The 16455-nt window shown below is 72.4% G+C and carries 19 protein-coding genes and 1 tRNA gene; 7 read left to right on the top strand and 13 right to left on the bottom strand.

Features of this window, described 5'->3' with window-relative positions; all coding sequences use genetic code 11:
• Positions 1-13: 13 nt before the first annotated feature.
• Positions 14-1279: an exo-beta-N-acetylmuramidase NamZ domain-containing protein gene (locus IG88_RS0115225; RefSeq protein ID WP_031040410.1), complete on the bottom strand. Its 1266-nt coding sequence runs from the start codon at positions 1277-1279 to the stop codon at positions 14-16.
• A 171-nt stretch (positions 1280-1450) separates the two neighbouring features.
• Between IG88_RS0115225 and IG88_RS0115230 the strand changes: the two genes are divergently transcribed.
• Complete coding sequence (locus IG88_RS0115230; protein ID WP_031040413.1) at positions 1451-2221, top strand: SDR family oxidoreductase; 771 nt, start codon at positions 1451-1453, stop codon at positions 2219-2221.
• Between the two features lie 148 nt (positions 2222-2369).
• The gene (locus IG88_RS0115235; protein WP_031040415.1) at positions 2370-2963 is read left to right on the top strand and encodes a TetR/AcrR family transcriptional regulator; all 594 of its coding nucleotides are present in this window, start codon (positions 2370-2372) and stop codon (positions 2961-2963) included.
• On the opposite strand, the gene IG88_RS0115240 is transcribed toward IG88_RS0115235, so the two are convergent.
• The 9 genes from IG88_RS0115240 to IG88_RS0115285 all read right to left on the bottom strand — a co-directional run bounded on the left by IG88_RS0115240 (position 2902) and on the right by IG88_RS0115285 (position 11088).
• The gene (locus tag IG88_RS0115240) at positions 2902-3834 is read right to left on the bottom strand and encodes a LysR family transcriptional regulator (protein ID WP_031040417.1); all 933 of its coding nucleotides are present in this window, start codon (positions 3832-3834) and stop codon (positions 2902-2904) included. The two genes, IG88_RS0115235 and IG88_RS0115240, sit on opposite strands and share 62 nt — an antisense overlap.
• A 203-nt stretch (positions 3835-4037) precedes the next feature.
• On the bottom strand, positions 4038-5252 hold the full coding sequence (locus IG88_RS0115250; protein ID WP_031040418.1) for an acyl-CoA dehydrogenase family protein: 1215 nt from the start codon (positions 5250-5252) through the stop codon (positions 4038-4040).
• A gap of 6 nt (positions 5253-5258) precedes the next feature.
• Positions 5259-6284, bottom strand: coding sequence for a phosphotransferase family protein (locus IG88_RS0115255; RefSeq protein ID WP_031040419.1), 1026 nt, complete (start codon positions 6282-6284; stop codon positions 5259-5261).
• A 97-nt stretch (positions 6285-6381) separates the two neighbouring features.
• On the bottom strand, positions 6382-6711 hold the full coding sequence (locus tag IG88_RS0115260) for a DUF202 domain-containing protein (protein WP_031040421.1): 330 nt from the start codon (positions 6709-6711) through the stop codon (positions 6382-6384).
• 2 nt (positions 6712-6713) lie between these two features.
• Positions 6714-7106, bottom strand: a complete 393-nt coding sequence (locus IG88_RS0115265) for a YidH family protein (RefSeq protein ID WP_031040423.1) — start codon at positions 7104-7106, stop codon at positions 6714-6716.
• Between the two features lie 194 nt (positions 7107-7300).
• A complete protein-coding gene (locus IG88_RS0115270; protein ID WP_031040424.1) occupies positions 7301-7816 on the bottom strand; it encodes an NUDIX hydrolase in 516 nt (171 codons plus the stop codon).
• Positions 7817-7874: 58 nt separating this feature from the next.
• The gene (locus IG88_RS0115275; protein WP_031040426.1) at positions 7875-8774 is read right to left on the bottom strand and encodes a DMT family transporter; all 900 of its coding nucleotides are present in this window, start codon (positions 8772-8774) and stop codon (positions 7875-7877) included.
• A gap of 290 nt (positions 8775-9064) precedes the next feature.
• Complete coding sequence (locus IG88_RS0115280) at positions 9065-10462, bottom strand: GntP family permease (RefSeq protein WP_031040428.1); 1398 nt, start codon at positions 10460-10462, stop codon at positions 9065-9067.
• A 98-nt stretch (positions 10463-10560) separates the two neighbouring features.
• A complete protein-coding gene (locus IG88_RS0115285; protein WP_031040430.1) occupies positions 10561-11088 on the bottom strand; it encodes a gluconokinase in 528 nt (175 codons plus the stop codon).
• 137 nt (positions 11089-11225) lie between these two features.
• Here IG88_RS0115285 and IG88_RS0115290 point away from each other — a divergent pair, with 137 nt between their 5' ends.
• Positions 11226-11927: a FadR/GntR family transcriptional regulator gene (locus IG88_RS0115290; RefSeq protein ID WP_031040432.1), complete on the top strand. Its 702-nt coding sequence runs from the start codon at positions 11226-11228 to the stop codon at positions 11925-11927.
• 77 nt (positions 11928-12004) lie between these two features.
• Here the strand turns inward: IG88_RS0115290 and IG88_RS0115295 are convergent, their stop codons facing one another.
• Together IG88_RS0115295 and IG88_RS0115300 are read right to left on the bottom strand one after the other, a co-directional pair.
• Positions 12005-12379, bottom strand: a complete 375-nt coding sequence (locus tag IG88_RS0115295) for a YchJ family protein (RefSeq protein ID WP_107452170.1) — start codon at positions 12377-12379, stop codon at positions 12005-12007.
• 71 nt (positions 12380-12450) lie between these two features.
• A tRNA-Leu gene (locus IG88_RS0115300) sits at positions 12451-12538 on the bottom strand.
• A gap of 161 nt (positions 12539-12699) precedes the next feature.
• Between IG88_RS0115300 and IG88_RS0115305 the strand changes: the two genes are divergently transcribed.
• The 3 genes from IG88_RS0115305 (at position 12700) to IG88_RS45130 (ending at position 15331) form a co-directional block, all read left to right on the top strand.
• The gene (locus IG88_RS0115305) at positions 12700-14025 is read left to right on the top strand and encodes a M20/M25/M40 family metallo-hydrolase (protein WP_031040436.1); all 1326 of its coding nucleotides are present in this window, start codon (positions 12700-12702) and stop codon (positions 14023-14025) included.
• A 131-nt stretch (positions 14026-14156) separates the two neighbouring features.
• On the top strand, positions 14157-14390 hold the full coding sequence (chpH, locus tag IG88_RS0115310; RefSeq protein ID WP_019325258.1) for a chaplin ChpH: 234 nt from the start codon (positions 14157-14159) through the stop codon (positions 14388-14390).
• 176 nt (positions 14391-14566) lie between these two features.
• A complete protein-coding gene (locus IG88_RS45130) occupies positions 14567-15331 on the top strand; it encodes a chaplin (protein ID WP_031040441.1) in 765 nt (254 codons plus the stop codon).
• A 93-nt stretch (positions 15332-15424) separates the two neighbouring features.
• Here the strand turns inward: IG88_RS45130 and IG88_RS0115320 are convergent, their stop codons facing one another.
• On the bottom strand, positions 15425-15613 hold the full coding sequence (locus tag IG88_RS0115320) for a DUF5703 family protein (protein ID WP_003977152.1): 189 nt from the start codon (positions 15611-15613) through the stop codon (positions 15425-15427).
• A gap of 47 nt (positions 15614-15660) precedes the next feature.
• On the opposite strand from IG88_RS0115320, the gene IG88_RS0115325 reads away from it, so the two are divergent.
• Entirely contained in the window at positions 15661-16446 is a 786-nt protein-coding gene (locus IG88_RS0115325; protein ID WP_031040444.1) for a hypothetical protein, read from the top strand.
• The last annotated feature ends 9 nt before the right edge of the window (positions 16447-16455 follow it).

Consider the following 16455-nt stretch of genomic DNA (forward strand, 5'->3'; position numbering starts at 1 on the left):
GCCGGCCCGACGGTCACCTGTAGAGCAGGTACTGGCGGCGCGTCCTGCGGAACGCCGCCAGTTCCCGCTCCCATCCGGCCACCACCTCGTCGGTGTCCGCGCCCGCGTCGATCATCGTGCGCACCCGTGCGGACCCGGTGAGCCTGTCGATCCAGTTGTCCGGCCGCCAGGCGAAACCGTCCCAGGTGCGCCTGGCGGTCACCAGGAGGGCGATTCCGGTGCGCACCGGGTCGAACGCGGCCCGGTCGTGCACGTGGAGCTGCACGCCGCCGACCGTCTTGCCCTGGAACTTGGAGAAGGTGGGCGCGAAGTACGCCTCCCTGAACCGCACGCCCGGCAGACCGACGTCGTTCGCGGCGGCGGCCCAGCTCCCGTCGATCCCCTCCGCGCCGAGCAGTTCGAACGGGCGGGTCGTGCCGCGCCCCTCGGAGAGGTTCGTGCCCTCGAACAGACATGTCCCCGCGTACACCAGCGCGGACTCCGGCGTCGGCATGTTCGGGCTCGGCGGCACCCAGGGCAGCCCGGAGGCGTCGTAGAACTCCGACCGCTTCCAGCCCGTCATCGGCACCGTCTCCAGCGGCACCGGCGACTTCAGGAACTCGCCGTTGAAGAGCAGCGCCAGTTCGGCGACCGTCATGCCGTGCGCCTGTGCGACCGGTTCCCGGCCGACGAAGGTCGCGAACTCCTTGTGCAGGACCGGGCCGAGGGCCGCCCGCCCGGTCACCGGGTTCGGCCGGTCCAGGACCACGAACCGCTTCCCCGCCAGCGAGGCCGCCTCCATGCAGTCGAACAGCGTCCAGATGTACGTGTAGAAGCGCGCGCCCACGTCCTGGATGTCGAAGACGACGGTGTCCACGCCGGAGGCCGTGAACACGTCGGCGAGCGGCTGCCCGCTCTTCAGGTACGTGTCGTAGACCGGCAGCCCGGTCGCGGGATCGTCGTGGCGCCCCTCGGAGCCGCCCGCCTGCGCCGTGCCCCGGAAACCGTGCTCGGGCCCGAAGACGGCGGTCAGGTTCACGCGGCCGTCGGCGTGCATGACGTCGACGATGTGGCGCACGTCCCGGGTGATGCCGGTCGGGTTGGTGACGATGCCGACCCGCTGCCCGTCGAGCGGGGCGTAGCCGTCGTCGGCGAGGCGCTCGAAGCCCGTGCGCAGCCGGCGGCCCCCGTGCCCCGCGGACGCCGCGTGTGCCGTACCCGCCGACGCGGCGGTGGCGGCGGTGGCCCCGGCCGCCGCCGCGGCCGTGGTGGCGAGCAGATTCCGTCTGGACAGCGTCATGCGGTGACCTCCGTGATCGCGGCGGGTGTCATGCGCACGCACGCTAACCCGCACCGGGGCCCCAGGGAATGGCGTAGACCGCGGTTCACCTCTTCCGCCGAACATACCGACTGGTTAGTCTGACGCTGCAACGGGGAGCGAGCCGTGCCCGAGCCGTGTCGAAGGAGACCGATGGTGGAAGCCGTGCAGGATGCCGGAGTCGTCGTCACCGGGGCGGGAGGCGGCATCGGCGCCGCGCTGGCCCGGCGGTTCGCCGCCGAGGGCGCCCGGGTCGTCGTCAACGACCTGGACGCCGGACGGGCGAAGGCCGTCGCCGACGAGATCGGCGGCACCGCGGTCCCCGGCGACGCCTCGGCGATCGTCGGCGAGGCCCGCGACGCGCTGGGCGGCACGGTCGACGTGTACTGCGCCAACGCGGGCGTCGGCTGCGCCGGTTCGGAGGCCGCCGGGGAGTCCGCCTGGGCGCTCGCCTGGGACGTCAACGTCATGGCCCACGTCCGCGCGGCCCACGAACTGCTCCCCGACTGGCTGGAGCGCGGCAGCGGCCGCTTCGTCTCCACCGTCTCCGCCGCCGGACTGCTCACCATGATCGGCGCCGCCCCCTACAGCGTCACGAAGCACGGCGCCTACGCCTTCGCCGAGTGGCTGTCCCTGACGTACCGCCACCGCGGGATCAAGGTCCACGCCATCTGCCCGCAGGGCGTGCGCACCGACATGCTGGACGCCACCGGCAGCGCCGGCGACCTGGTGCTCCGGCCCACCGCGATCGAACCGCAGGACGTCGCCGACGCCCTGTTCCGGGGCATCGAGGAGGACCGCTTCCTCGTCCTGCCGCACCCCGAGGCCGCCGAGTACTACCGGGCGCGGGCCGCCGACCCCGACCGCTGGCTGCACGGCATGAACCGGCTCCAGCGGCAGTGGGAGGAAACGGCGGCCCGGTGACCGCCCGCCGGTGTCCGCAGCGCGCCGGAGCGCCCTGCCCGACGCGCCGGAGCCGGAGAGTGGGAAGATCCTCCGTCGGGAACGGCGTTCTGGCACCAGGCAGGACCCGACACGAACGGACAGCGAAACGGAAAGGCAGGTGACGGCAGTGCCCAGGACCACGGACGGGGACGGCACTCCGGTGCCGCAGCGGCTCCTGGCCGCCGCCACCCGGCTCTTCGCCGAGCAGGGCTACGACCGCACCTCGGTACAGGAGATCGTCGAGGCGGCAGGCGTCACCAAGGGGGCGCTGTACCACTACTTCGGCTCCAAGGACGACCTCCTGCACGAGGTGTACGCGCGCTTGCTGCGCCTCCAGCAGGAGCGTCTGGACGCCTTCGCCGACGCCGGTGACCCGGTCGAGAAGCGGGTGCGGGACGCGGCGGCCGACGTCGTCGTCACCACCATCGAGAACCTCGACGACGCGTCGATCTTCTTCCGCTCCATGCACCAGCTCAGCCCGGAGAAGAACAAGCAGGTGCGCGCGGAGCGCCGGCGCTACCACGAGCGGTTCCGCGCGCTCATCGAGGAAGGCCAGCGCACCGGCGTCTTCACCAGGCAGACCCCGGCCGACCTGGTGGTCGACTACCACTTCGGCTCCATCCACCACCTGTCCACCTGGTACCGCCCCGACGGTCCCCTCAGCCCGCAGGAAGTGGCCGATCACCTCGCCGACCTGCTGCTGCGGGCGCTGCGTCCGTGAGCCGCCCCGTGAGATGACCGGCCAGGGCCGCCGCCGCGGGATTGCGCGGCCGCGGCCCGCGCCCGGCCAGCACGACGGTCCGGCCCGGCTCCGGCTGCCGGATCTCCACGCACGGCAGCCCGGCGCGCTCACCGATGCGGCGCGGCACGAACGCCACGCCGATCCCCGCCCGCACCAGATCGACCAGCAGCCCGATCTGGGTCACGTCACAGGTGATACGGCGCTCCAGCCCGCAGTGGGCCGCGAGGCGCCGTACGGCCGTCTCCAGACCGGTGCCCGCGCGGAAGTCGACGAACGGTTCCTCGGCGAGGTCCCGGACGAGCGTCCGTCCCGCCCGGGCCAGCCGATGACCCTCGGCGGTGATGAGCACCAGCTCCTCCTGCCACGACGCGTACGCGGTCAGCCCCTCGGGCAGCGCCGCCGCGTCCGGCACGAGATACGCGAGGTCCAGCTCGCCCGCGCGCAGCGCGTCGGTCAGCTCACCGACCGGCGCGTCGCGCACCGACACCTGCACGCCCGGGAACCGGCGGTGGAAGGTGGCCAGTTCGGCGGGCAGGTCGACGCAGGTGAGCGTCTGGATGGTGCCGATGGCCACCCGTCCGGTGGCCAGCCCCGTCACCGCCGCGACCGCCTGCCGGGCCTCGTCGGCGCCGGCCAGCAGCGCACGGGCCCGCGGCAGCAGCGCCCGGCCCGCCTCGGTGAGCACGACCCGGCGGCCGGTGCGGTCGAACAGTTCGGCGCCCAGCTCCCGTTCCAGGTTGCGGACCGAGGAGCTGAGCGCCGACTGCACGATCAGCTCGCGGCGCGCGGCGGCGGTGAAGCCGCCCTCGGTGACGACGGCCATGAAGTGGCGGAGCTGGCGGATCTCCATCGGGCCACTCTAGAGCCCCGATCGGTTCCGGAGATGGGACGCAGCGAAACCATCTGTTGGACCGCTGCCCGGTCCGCGGGCCAGCCTGGAGCCATGTCGCGCAGCCCCTCGCCCTGGACCCGCCTCGTCTCCTTCCTCCGCGCCCTCGCGCGCGCCGACCACCACTACTCGGGCGGCTACTAGCACTCCGTCCGGCCGGGTGATCAGAGGTACTTCTTGATCTCCCGGCGGGCCAGCGAGCGCTGGTGGACCTCGTCCGGACCGTCGGCGATCATCAGGGTCCGCGCGCCCGCGTACAGCTCCGCCAGCGGGAAGTCCTGGCTCACGCCGCCCGCGCCGTGCAACTGGATGGCCCGGTCGATGATGTCGACCACCGCGCGGGGCGTGGCGATCTTGATGGCCTGGATCTCGGTGTGCGCGCCCCGGTTGCCGACGGTGTCCATCAGCCAGGCGGTCTTCAGCACCAGCAGCCGGAGCTGCTCCACGGTGACCCGGGCGTCCGCGATCCAGTTGTGGACCACGCCCTGCTGGGCCAGCGCCTTGCCGAAGGCGTTGCGGGACACCGCGCGGCGGCACATCAGCTCGATCGCCCGCTCCGCCATCCCGATCAGCCGCATGCAGTGGTGGATCCGGCCGGGACCGAGCCGGGCCTGGGCGATGGCGAAGCCGCCGCCCTCCTCGCCGATCAGGTTGGTCACCGGCACGCGCGCGTGGTCGAAGGTCACCTCGGCGTGGCCGCCGTGGTAGTGGTCCTCGTAGCCGAAGACCTGCATCGCCCGGTCGACCGTCACCCCGGGCGTGTCGCGCGGGACCAGCACCATGGACTGCTGGCGGCGGATGTCCTCGCCGTCCGGGTCGGTCTTGCCCATCACGACGAAGATCCGGCAGTCCGGGTTCATCGCCCCGGAGATGTACCACTTGCGGCCCGTGACGACGTACTCGTCGCCCTCGCGCTCGATGTGCGTGGTGATGTTCGTGGCGTCCGAGGAGGCCACGTCCGGCTCCGTCATCGCGAACGCGGAGCGGATCTCCCCGGCCAGCAGCGGCTCCAGCCACTGCTTCTTCTGCGCCTCGTCGGCGAACTGGGCCAGCACCTCCATGTTCCCGGTGTCCGGCGCCGCGCAGTTCGTCGCGGTCGGCGCCAGTTGCGGGCTGCGGCCGGTGATCTCGGCGAGCGGGGCGTACTGCAGGTTGGTGAGCCCGGCGCCGTGCTCGGCGTCGGGGAGGAACAGGTTCCACAGGCCCTGCCGGCGGGCCTCGGCCTTGAGGTCCTCGACGACCTGCGGGGTGTCCCACGGGGAGGCCAGTCGGGCGCGCTGCTCGTGGGCCACCTGTTCGGCCGGGTAGACGTACTCGTCCATGAAGGCGAGCAGCCTGCCGCGGAGTTCCTCGGTGCGTGCGTCGTAGGCGAAGTCCATGGCGGGTCAGCCCTCCTGAAGGGTGGTCAGGCCGTGCTCGACGAAGACGGGGACGAGGTCGCCGATGCGGTCGAAGCCGCGGCCGACCGTCTGGCCCAGCGTGTAGCGGTAGTGGATGCCCTCCAGGATCACGGCGAGCTTGAACCAGGCGAACGCCGTGTACCAGGCGATCGTGGAGACGTCCCGCCCCGAGCGGGCGGCGTACCGCTCGACCAGCTCGCCGGGGGCGGGGTGGCCGGGCGCCTGGGCGGTGGTGGAGACGGGGGAGTCGGGCATGCCGAGCGGGCTGCTGTACATCACCAGCAGGCCGAGGTCGGTCAGCGGGTCGCCGAGCGTGGACATCTCCCAGTCGAGGATCGCCCGGATCTCGTCGTCCTCGCCGCCGATCAGGACGTTGTCGAGGCGGTAGTCGCCGTGCACGACCGTCGGCGCGGGGGAGCGCGGCAGCTCCCGGCCGAGGGTGGCGTGCAGTTCGTCGATGCCGGCCAGGTCGCGGTCGCGGGAGGCGTCGAGCTGCTTGGCCCAGCGGCGGAGCTGCCGGTCCAGGAATCCCTCGGGGCGGCCGAAGTCCGCGAGACCCACCTCGGCGGGGTCCACCGCGTGCAGCCCGACCAGCGTGTCGACGAGGTTCAGCACGGCGGCGCGGGTGCGCTCCGGCCCGAGCGGGGCGAGCTGCTCGGCGGTGCGGTACGGGGTGCCCTCCACGAACTCCATGACGTAGAACGGCGCGCCCAGCACCTCCTCGTCCTCGCACAGCAGCACGGGGCGCGGCACGGGCACGTCGGTCGGGTGCAGCGCGCTGATGACGCGGTGCTCGCGCCGCATGTCGTGCGCGGTGGCCAGGACGTGGCCGAGCGGAGGCCGCCGTACCACCCAGCGGGCGGTGCCGTCCGAGACGGCGTAGGTGAGGTTCGACCGCCCGCCCTCGATCAGCCGGCCGGACAACGGGCCGGTGACCAGGCCGGGCCGCTCGCGGTCGAGCAGGACGCGCAACCGGTCGAGATCGAGTCCGGGCGGGTGGTCGGGGCTCATCGGCTCTCCTGGGGCAGGCGGACAGTACCCCCACATGATGCCGACCGGTCGGTATGCCGTCCAGTGGGCAGGCGGAACGTGACCGGCGTTACGGGCCTCAGAGGACGAGGAGCGCCCCGCACAGGGCGAGGACGAGCGTGCACAGGGCGGCGGCGACGGCGTGCGGCGGGGTCAGCGCGCGGGGCCGGTTCGCCGCGGCGAGGGTGCCGATACGGCCGTGGGCGATCCGGAGGAAGGCCAGCCAGAGGGCGCAGCACAGGGCAGCGGCCACGAGCGAGACGGGCGTCGCGCCACCGTGCAGCGCGGCCTTCACGGCGAGTACGGCGACGACCGTGCCGGACAGGGTGGTACGGCGCCAGGCGAGCCGGGTGCGCTCGGGCTGGAGACCAGGGTCGCGGCCGGCGGGTGCCGCGTCGGCGCCGCTCACGCTCAGCCCTCCCAGCCGGTGAGGACCACGACGACCATGACGACGGCGACCACGGCCACGACCAGGCTCAGCAGCGCGGGGAAGCGGGAGACGGGAAGGTCCTCGCCCCGGCGCATGGCGCGCTCGCAGCGTCCCCAGTGGTTCACGGCCCGCAGCGAGCACAGCACACCGGCGGCGAGCAGCGCGAGCGCGAGCCCCACCCGCCAGCCCCAGCGCAGGTCGGGCAGGAACTGGTCCACCGCGAAGCCGCCGCCGATCAGCGCGAGCGCGGTACGCAGCCAGGCCAGGAACGTACGCTCGTTGGCCAGCGAGAACCGGTAGTCGGGGGTCCCCCCTTCCCGCCGCACCTCCTCCGGCGCAAACCACAACCGAACACTCCGCACGAAACCGATCACTCCGGGACCCTACAACTGCGGGCAGTCGTGCCTCCCCCAGTGCCCGGCAGTCGTGCCTCCCCCAGTGCCTGAACCGCCCGGGCGGTACCCCCAGGGCGGCACGGACGGGCGTAGCGGCACCCGGCCGGCTTCGGCTTGCGTACCCCGCCCCGCGCCCCCCGCCCCCGCAGGGCAGGGAGGAAGCGCCGGACCACTCACCCCCGCCATGCCCGCAGCCGCGCGTACGCCGCGAGCCCGTCCGGCACGAACTCCCACACTCCCTCCCCGACCCGCTGCTCCAGCTCCCCCTCGGAGAGGAACCCGTACCACGCCACCTCCTCCACCTGAGGAGACACCGCCCCCGCCACCCGCACCTCGTACACCGCCGACCACCACGACCGCCCCGCCCCGTCGTCGTACAGGAACCTGAACAGGAACCGCGGCCGCGGCAGCCCGCTCACCCCCAGCTCCTCCTCCGCCTCCCGCAGCGCCGCGTCGTCGTAGGACTCGCCCGCGCCCACCACCCCGCCGACGAACATGTCGTACAGCGCGGGAAACACCAGCTTGGAAGCCGTCCGGCGGTGGACGAACACCCGTCCCTCGGGGTCGCGCGCCCACACGAACACGCACCGGTGCCGCAGCCCCCGGTCGTACACGTCGCCCCGCCGGGCCCGCCCGACCACGCGGTCGTTCTCGTCGACGACGTCGAGGATCTCGTCAGCAGAACTCATCCGCCCATCCAAGCAGCCGGCCCGGTCCCACCGGTGTCCACCGGCACCGCGAGGCCGGTCAGCTCCGCTCCAGCGCCGGTTCGCGCCCGCTCTCACCCGTCCCCGTGCCCTGCGGCATCGCCGGGTGCAGACCCAGCAGGACGATGCCCGCCACGACCGCCGCGAGGCCGCCCGCCTCCCACGCCAGCGCCCCGGCGTCGGTGTGCAGCCGGTCCCCGAGGAACCCGACCCCGCACGCGATGCCGGCGAGCGGCTGGGCCGCCGTCAGCGCGGGCAGCGACCGGCGCAGCGGTGCCGTCTCGAAGGCGCTCTGGACCAGGACCAGGCCGGTGATCCCCAGCACCACCACGGCGTACGGCTGCCACCCGGTCAGCAGGTCCGCCAGGCCGCCCGCGGACAAACGCCGCCCGCTGACCCGGGTCAACGCGTCCTGCACCCCGTAGACCAGTCCGGCGGCCAGCGCCAGCAGCGCCGGGCCCCAGGTCAGCCGCAGGCGCCCGGCGCACAGCGTGAGCACGACGGCCAGGCCCAGCATCACGCCGACGATCACCCAGTGCCGCACCGGGTCGGTCACCGCGGTGCCGCCGCGCGGCTCGCCCGCCAGGATGAACGCGGTCACCCCGCCCGCGAGCAGCGCGAGGCCCGCCCAGCCCTGCCGGCCCAGCGGCTGCCGGGTCTGGACACGGGAGAGCGCGAGGGCGAAGAGGAGGTTGGTCGCCAGGAGCGGTTCGACGAGGGTGAGTTCACCGCCGCCCAGCGCGACGGCGCCGAGGACCAGGCCGGCCACCATCAGCCCCATGCCGGCCAGCCAGCGCGGCACCCGCACGAGGTCGAGCAGGAGGCGGGGCGAGAGGAAGTCGCCCAGCGGGGCGCGCTCGGCCGCGTTCTGCTGGAGGACGAAACCGAAACCCAGACAGCACGCGGCGCACACGGCGAGGACCAGAACCAGAACCGACACGCTGCGTACCTCGATCGTCAGTCGGGTCACGGGGGCGTCGGGGACGACTCTAGTGCGGGTGGCCGCCCGATGCCGGGCGGGCGGCGCATTCGGGGGCGCGGACCGGCCACGGCTGCCCGGCGGGGCGGGCACCGGCCGTCACGGATCAACGCCACCCGGGTCCACATGAGTTGACGTGCCCAGCGGACCGGTCAGCGGGTCGGGGGCCAAGGACGCCGACACGGCGGCCCCGTACGCGGCCGGGCCCCGGCTGCTCGGCAGACCGGGGCCCGGGAACCGCCGGACGGCGGCTATATGACCAGGGACAACAGCAGCACCAGGGCACCGGCGACCACCGAGATGATGGTCTCCATGGCGGACCACGTCTTGATGGTCTGGCCGACGTTCAGGCCGAAGTACTCCTTCACCAGCCAGAACCCGGCGTCGTTGACGTGGCTGAAGAACAGCGAACCGGCACCGATGGCCAGGACCAGCAGGGCGGCGTGCGTGGTCGACATGTCGGCCGCGAGCGGCGCCACCAGGCCGGCCGCCGAGACGGTCGCGACCGTCGCCGAACCGGTCGCCAGCCGGATCGCCACCGCGATCAGCCAGGCCAGCAGCAGCGCCGGGATCGACCAGTCCTTGGAGATCTCCAGGATCATCTGGCCCACGCCGGAGTCGATCAGCGTCTGCTTGAAGCCGCCGCCCGCGCCGACGATCAGGAGGATGCCCGCGATGGGGGCCAGGCCCTTCTCGACCAGCCCGGAGAGACGGTCCTTGCCGAACCCGGCGGGCCGCAGCAGCGTGAAGATGCCGACGATCACGGAGACCAGCAGGGCGATCAGCGGGTTGCCGATCACGTCGAAGGTGCGCTGCACCACGTTCTCCGGGTCGTCGACGATGATGTCGACGAGCGCCTTCAGCAGCATCAGCACGACGGGCAGCAGGATCGTGGACAGGGTGGCGCCGAAGCCCGGACGCTTCTCCAGATCCTCCGAGGCGCGCTGCGGGATCATGCGGTCGGGAGCCGGTACGTCCACCCAGCGGGCCGCGTACTTCGAGAACACCGGACCGGCGATGATCACCGTCGGGACGGCGATCAGCACGCCCAGCGCCAGGGTCACCCCGAGGTTGGCGTCCACCGCGTCGATGGCGACCAGCGGGCCGGGGTGCGGCGGGACCAGGCCGTGCATCACGGACAGACCGGCCAGGGCCGGGATGCCGATCCGCATCAGCGAGTAGTTGCCGCGCTTGGCGACCATCAGGACGACCGGGATCAGCAGGACGATGCCGACCTCGAAGAACAGCGGCAGTCCGATCACCGAGGCGATCAGCACCATCGTCCACGGCATGGAACGCGGGGTCGCCCGGGCGAGGATGGTGTCCACGATCTGGTCGGCGCCGCCGGAGTCGGCGAGCATCTTGCCGAGGATCGCGCCGAGCGCGATCAGGACGCCCACGCCCGCGACGGTGGAGCCCAGCCCGGAGGTGAAGCTGGTGATGACCTTGTCCAGCGGCGCACCGGCGAACGCGCCGAGCGCCAGTGACCCGATGGTCAGCGACAGGAAGGCGTGCAGCTTGAACTTGGTGATGAGCAGGACGATGACGGCGATGCCCAGGAGCACGGCGATGCCCAGTTGAGCGTGGCCCGCCGAGGTGATCGGCTCGACGGGGTCCGCTGCCAGCATCTCGACGCTGAGTCTGGTCACGGTGGTTCCCTTGCGGTGATGGGGATTCGGGGGAGCACGGGGCCGTGCGCGCGGAAGGCGGCACGGCCCCGGGGGAAGTGGGGGGGTGGTGCGGCGGACTACCGCACCGGCTCGGGGAGGTCCCTCAGGGCGTCGACCGCCCGCTCGGTGATCTCCTCGGGGGAGCCGGCGACGTCCACCGCGACTCCCGCCTCGTCCGGCTCCAGCGGCTGGAGCGTGGCGAACTGGGAGTCGAGCAGGGCCGTCGGCATGAAGTGGCCCTGCCGGTGCGACATCCGGTCCTCGATCAGCTCACGGCTGCCCGTGAGGTGGACGAAGACGACACCGGGAGCGGCGGCCCGCAGCCGGTCGCGGTACGACCGCTTGAGCGCGGAACTGCTCACCACCCCGCCGAGCCCGGCCCGCCCGTGGGCCCAGCCGCCGATGGCGTCCAGCCAGGGCCAGCGGTCCTCGTCGGTGAGCGGGGTGCCGGCCGTCATCTTGGCGATGTTGGCCGGGGGGTGGAAGTCGTCGCCCTCGGCGTAGGGGACGCCGAGCCGGGCCGCGAGCAGGGGACCGATCGTGGTCTTCCCGGTGCCCGCGACGCCCATGACCACGACCACGTGGGGGGTGTGCAGTTGCTGCATCGCACTCTCGCTGTCTGCTGTCTTCGTCGACACCTGATGTCGAGGCAACTGAAACCCATTAGGTACGACGAATTCAAGAGTCTGTGACATATAAGTCTGACTTTTTGTTCCGGTGACGTGCCCCGTACGCTGAGTGCATGAGCACACCGGGCCGGGGGCTGCACGGCCGCGTACTGGACACCCTCGGCCCCGCGATCACAGCGGGCGCATACCCCGCGGGCAGCGTTCTGCGCACGGACGAACTCGCCCAGCGTTTCGAGGTGTCCCGCTCCGTGATGCGGGAGGCGGTCCGGGTGCTGGAGTCCATGCACCTCGTCGAGTCGCGCCGCCGCGTGGGCGTCACCGTCCTGCCCGAGTGCGAGTGGAACGTCTACGACCCGCAGGTCATCCGCTGGCGCCTGGCCGGCTCCGAACGCCCCCGGCAACTGCGCTCCCTGACCGTGCTCAGGTCGGCCGTCGAACCGGTGGCGGCGGGCCTGGCGGCGCGACTGGCCACCCCGGAGCAGTGCGCCGAGCTGACCGAGTGCGCGCTCGGCATGGTCGCCAACTCGAGCGGTCACCGGCTGGAGGAGTACCTCTTCCACGACGTGGCCTTCCACCGCGTCATCCTCACCGCCTCGGGCAACGAGATGTTCGCCCGCCTCGGCGGCGTCGTCGCCGAGGTCCTGGCCGGCCGCACGCACCACGACGTGATGTTCGAGGACCCCGACCCGGCCGCCGTCACGCTGCACGTCCAGGTCGCCGAGGCGGTCCGCGCCCGCGACGCCGAGCGCGCCGAGCGGCTGACCCGGGAGATCACCGAGGGCGCGCTGCAGGAGCTGGACATCCTGGCGCCGTAGCCCCCGGACCGGCCGGGCGCCCTGCGCGAGGACCCCCGGGCCGGCCGGGCGCCTCGCGCGAGGAACCGGCCGGGCGCCTACGCGAGGAACTCGCCGTCCACGTACACCCACGCCCCGTCCACGCGCTCGAACCGGCTCCGCTCGTGCAGCGAGCCACCGCGGTAGGACGCCCGGAACGTCACGGACCCGGTGGCGTGGAAGGCGGAACCGTCGGCCGTCTCCAGGATCTCCAGGCCGGTCCACCGCGTGCCCGGATCGAGGTCGAGCCGGGCCGGCCGCGTGCGCGGGTGCCAGGTGCGCAGCAGGTAACCGGCGTCACCCTTCACGAAGGCGCTGTAGCGCGAGCGCATCAGGGCCTCGGCACTGGGCGCGGCGGCGGCTCCGGCGTGGAAGCGGCCGCAGCAGCTCTCGTACGGCTCGGACCGTCCGCAGGGGCAGGAAGGGGTGGGCATGGCCATCACTGTAGGTGGTCGTGGAGACTGTCGGAAAAAGCAGAAAACCCCTGCTCAGCAGGGGTCTTAGCTGGTGTCCGAGGGGGGACTTGAACCCCCACGCCCGATAAAGGGCACTAGCACCTCAAGCTAGCGCGTCTGCCATTCCGCCACCCGGACCAGGTGTCTGTCGCGCGGGGTGCTCCCCTTGGCGACGACGTAAACATTACCAGGCTTTCCGGGGTGGCCGATCACCCCCTCCTTGGGCCCGGACGGCCGCGGGGGGAGGATGAGGGGGACCCACCAGCAGTGACATCAGCAGTGACAGCGGGAGGAACCACGTGAGCGACTCGGGCACGGCCAGGAGCGTCACCGGCGAGGACGAGGTCGTCGACCTCTGCCGCGAGCTGATCCGGATCGACACCAGCAACTACGGCGACCACTCGGGACCCGGCGAGCGCAAGGCCGCCGAGTACGTCGCCGAGAAGCTCGCCGAGGTGGGACTCGAGCCCAGGATCTTCGAGTCCCACCCCGGACGCGCCTCCACGGTGGCCCGGATCGAGGGCGAGGACCCGTCCAGGCCCGCGCTGCTCATCCACGGCCACACCGACGTCGTCCCGGCCAACGCGGACGACTGGACCCACCACCCCTTCTCCGGCGAGGTCGCCGACGGCTGCGTGTGGGGGCGCGGCGCCGTCGACATGAAGGACATGGACGCGATGACCCTCGCGGTCGTCCGCGACCGGCTGCGCAGCGGGCGCCGGCCGCCGCGGGACATCGTGCTGGCGTTCCTCGCCGACGAGGAGGCCGGCGGCACGTACGGCGCCCGTCACCTCGTCGACCACCACCCCGACCTCTTCGAGGGTGTCACCGAGGCGATCAGCGAGGTGGGCGGCTTCTCCTTCACCGTGAACGAGCAGCGCCGCCTGTACCTGATCCAGACGGCCGAGAAGGGCATCCACTGGATGAAGCTGACGGTGGCCGGCACCGCGGGGCACGGGTCGATGATCCACCGCGACAACGCCATCACCGAGCTGTCCGAGGCCGTCGCGCGCCTGGGCCGGCACAAGTTCCCCGTCCGCGTCACCAAGACCACCCGGGCCTTCCTCGACGAACTCGGCGACGCCCTCGGCACCGAGCTGGACCCGGAGGACATGGAGGGGACGATCGCCAGGCTCGGCGGCATCGCCAAACTCATCGGCGCGACCCTGAGCAACACCGCCAACCCGACCCAGCTGGGCGCGGGTTATAAGGTCAACGTCATTCCCGGCGAGGCCACCGCGCACATCGACGGGCGCTACCTGCCCGGGTACGAGGAGGAGTTCCTCGCCGACCTCGACCGCATCCTCGGACCGCACGTGCGGCGCGAGGACGTGCACGCCAACAAGGCCGTCGAGACCACCTTCGACGGTGCGCTGGTCGACGCGATGCAGTCCGCGCTGGTGGCCGAGGACCCGGCCGCGAAGGCGATCCCCTACATGCTCTCGGGCGGCACGGACGCCAAGTCCTTCGACGACCTGGGCATCCGGGGCTTCGGCTTCGCGCCGCTCAAGCTGCCGCCCGAGCTGGACTTCGCGGGCATGTTCCACGGCGTCGACGAGCGGGTGCCGGTGGACGGACTCAAGTTCGGTGTGCGGGTGCTCGACCGTTTCATCGACGCCTCCTGAATCGCCCGTGTGTACGGGGGGTGGCCGGGACGAGTGAATGTGCTCATAAGCTCGTAGCCTCATTACTTCCTCCTCGTTACAGGTGATGCGATCGGCAATTTTGGGATCGCGTTTGCCAACTAGGAGGAACAATGCTCAAGAAGGTCGTCGCCGCTGCGGCTGCCACCGGTGGTCTGGTTCTCGCGGGCGCGGGCATGGCCGTCGCCGACTCCGGCGCCCAGGGTGCCGCCGTGCACTCGCCCGGCGTCCTTTCCGGCAACGTCGTTCAGGTTCCCGTGCACGTGCCGGTGAACGTCTGCGGCAACACGATCTCCGTGATCGGCCTGCTGAACCCCGCCTTCGGCAACGTCTGCGTCAACAAGTGACGTTGTGCCTCGCCCCGTGAGGATCTGATTCCGTCGGCCCCGGAGTGCACGCCATGCGCTCCGGGGCCGACGCCTTTTGGGGGAATTCGAGGCGGGGGGAGGACGGAAGTGCCGGAATTCCGGCACTCTCGGCATTCTCGGTACCACGGGACCAGACAAGGCAGGGGATTCAGGAAATGCGACAGGTCACCCGCAAGGGCCTGATGACGATGGCGGCGGCCACCGGCGTGATCGCCGCCGCGGGCGGCGCCGCCCACGCGGACTCGGGCGCGCACGGCGCGAGTTCGGGTTCGCCCGGCGTACTCTCCGGCAACACGGTGCAGGCCCCGGTGCACGTGCCGGTGAACGTCTGCGGCAACACGGTGGACGTGGTCGGCGTCCTCAACCCGGCGATGGGCAACTCCTGCGCCAACAAGGGCGGCGGTGCCTCCGCGGGTCACGGCGGTTCGGGAGGCCACGGCGGGTCGCACGGCGGCTCGGGGAGCCACTCGGGGGGCCACGGCGGCTCGCAGGCCGGCGGTCACGCCACGGACTCGCCGGGCGTCGGCTCCGGCAACCACGTCGAGGTGCCGATCGACGTGCCGGTCAACGTGTGCGGCAACAGCATCGACGTCGTCGGCCTCCTCAACCCGGCCACCGGCAACGACTGCGACAACGGGGGCGGGGGCCGCACGACGCCCCCCGGCGACCACGAGACGCCTCCGGAGAAGCCGGGGAAGCCGGACAACCCCGGCACCCCCGGGACGCCGGACACCCCGGACACCCCGCCCGGCCCGCGCGACGACACTCCGGGCGACTCCCAGCCGGGCACCCGGCCGCAGGGCAACGCGTCGCTCGCCGAGACCGGCAACGGCCTGCCGCTGGGCCTCGCCCTGCCGGTGGGCGCCGGCGCACTGCTCGCGGGCACGGTGCTCTACCGCAAGGCCCGCCCCTCGGCGTGAGACGGGCACACCGGCACACGCAGCGGGCTCCGCGTCGGCGGGGCCCGCTCCGCGTCCACCTCCGTCACTCGCGCCCGACCGGGCGGCGGCGGATCACCAGGTGGCGCGCACCTGGCGGATGATCCGCCGCCGCAACCGCACCTTGCGGCTGCCGTCACGCAGCAGGGTCAGGCGGTACAACTCCCAGTGTCCGTACTCGGCATGGTCCGTGAGCTGACGTGCCGCCTCCTTGCGGGTGACCCCGCGCGGCAGGTACACATCGACAAATTCGTATTCCGGCATCGAATCTATTGTGCGGGCTGGGGCCCGGTACGGATAGCGTCTGCACCATGTCTGATGCTGCGCAGCCCACCGCTGCCGAGGTACGCGCCGCCGCCGAGGCGGTCAAGACCGCGCTCGACCGCCACCTGGCCGCGGTCGAACGCCGGTCGGGAGAGGAGGACCCGGCCGTCTACGACGCGTTCAACGAGCTGGCCGCGGCCGCGGAGGCGTACGACGAACTGCTCTACGACCGGTACGACGAGGTCACCCCCTTCGAGATCCCCGGCGAGGACACGCTCCCGCCGTACACGGGCCCCGAGGAGCCCAGCGCGCTGAGCGTCCTGATCCGCCGCGACTACGCCGTCGCCGAGCCGCAGCGCCTGATGGCGCAGGCCCGGCGGGTCGAGGCGGCGGACGAGGCGGGGACGGGCGCGGAGACCTCGGACACGGTGCACGGGGCGCTCGGCCTCCTCTTCGGCGAGTTCGAGCCGGACGAGATCGCCTCCCGGCACAAGGAGTTCGGTCTGGAGGAGGGCGACTCCACGCTCTGGGTGACGGCCGCGGACGAGAGCGCCGAACCCGGCGAATGGCTGGACGCTCCCTTCGAGCAGGTCGACCCGCAGCGGGTGGTCTGCCGTTTCGACGTCAGCGCGGTCTTCGACGAGGACTTCGACGACGAAGACGACGAAGACGACGACGCAGAAGACGCGGACTACGAAGACGGCGAGGGTGTCGACGGCGGTCTGGCCGATCTGGACGAGGACCTCGATGCCGATCTCGACCCGGACCTGGACGAGGGCCTGGACGACCTCGGGGAGGACGGGGAGGCGGCACGGCTGGACGCGGACCGCTGAGCCCCGGGC

This window comes from Streptomyces sp. NRRL F-5650, assembly GCF_000721365.1.
GTDB classification, from domain to species: Bacteria; Actinomycetota; Actinomycetes; order Streptomycetales; family Streptomycetaceae; genus Streptomyces; species Streptomyces ardesiacus.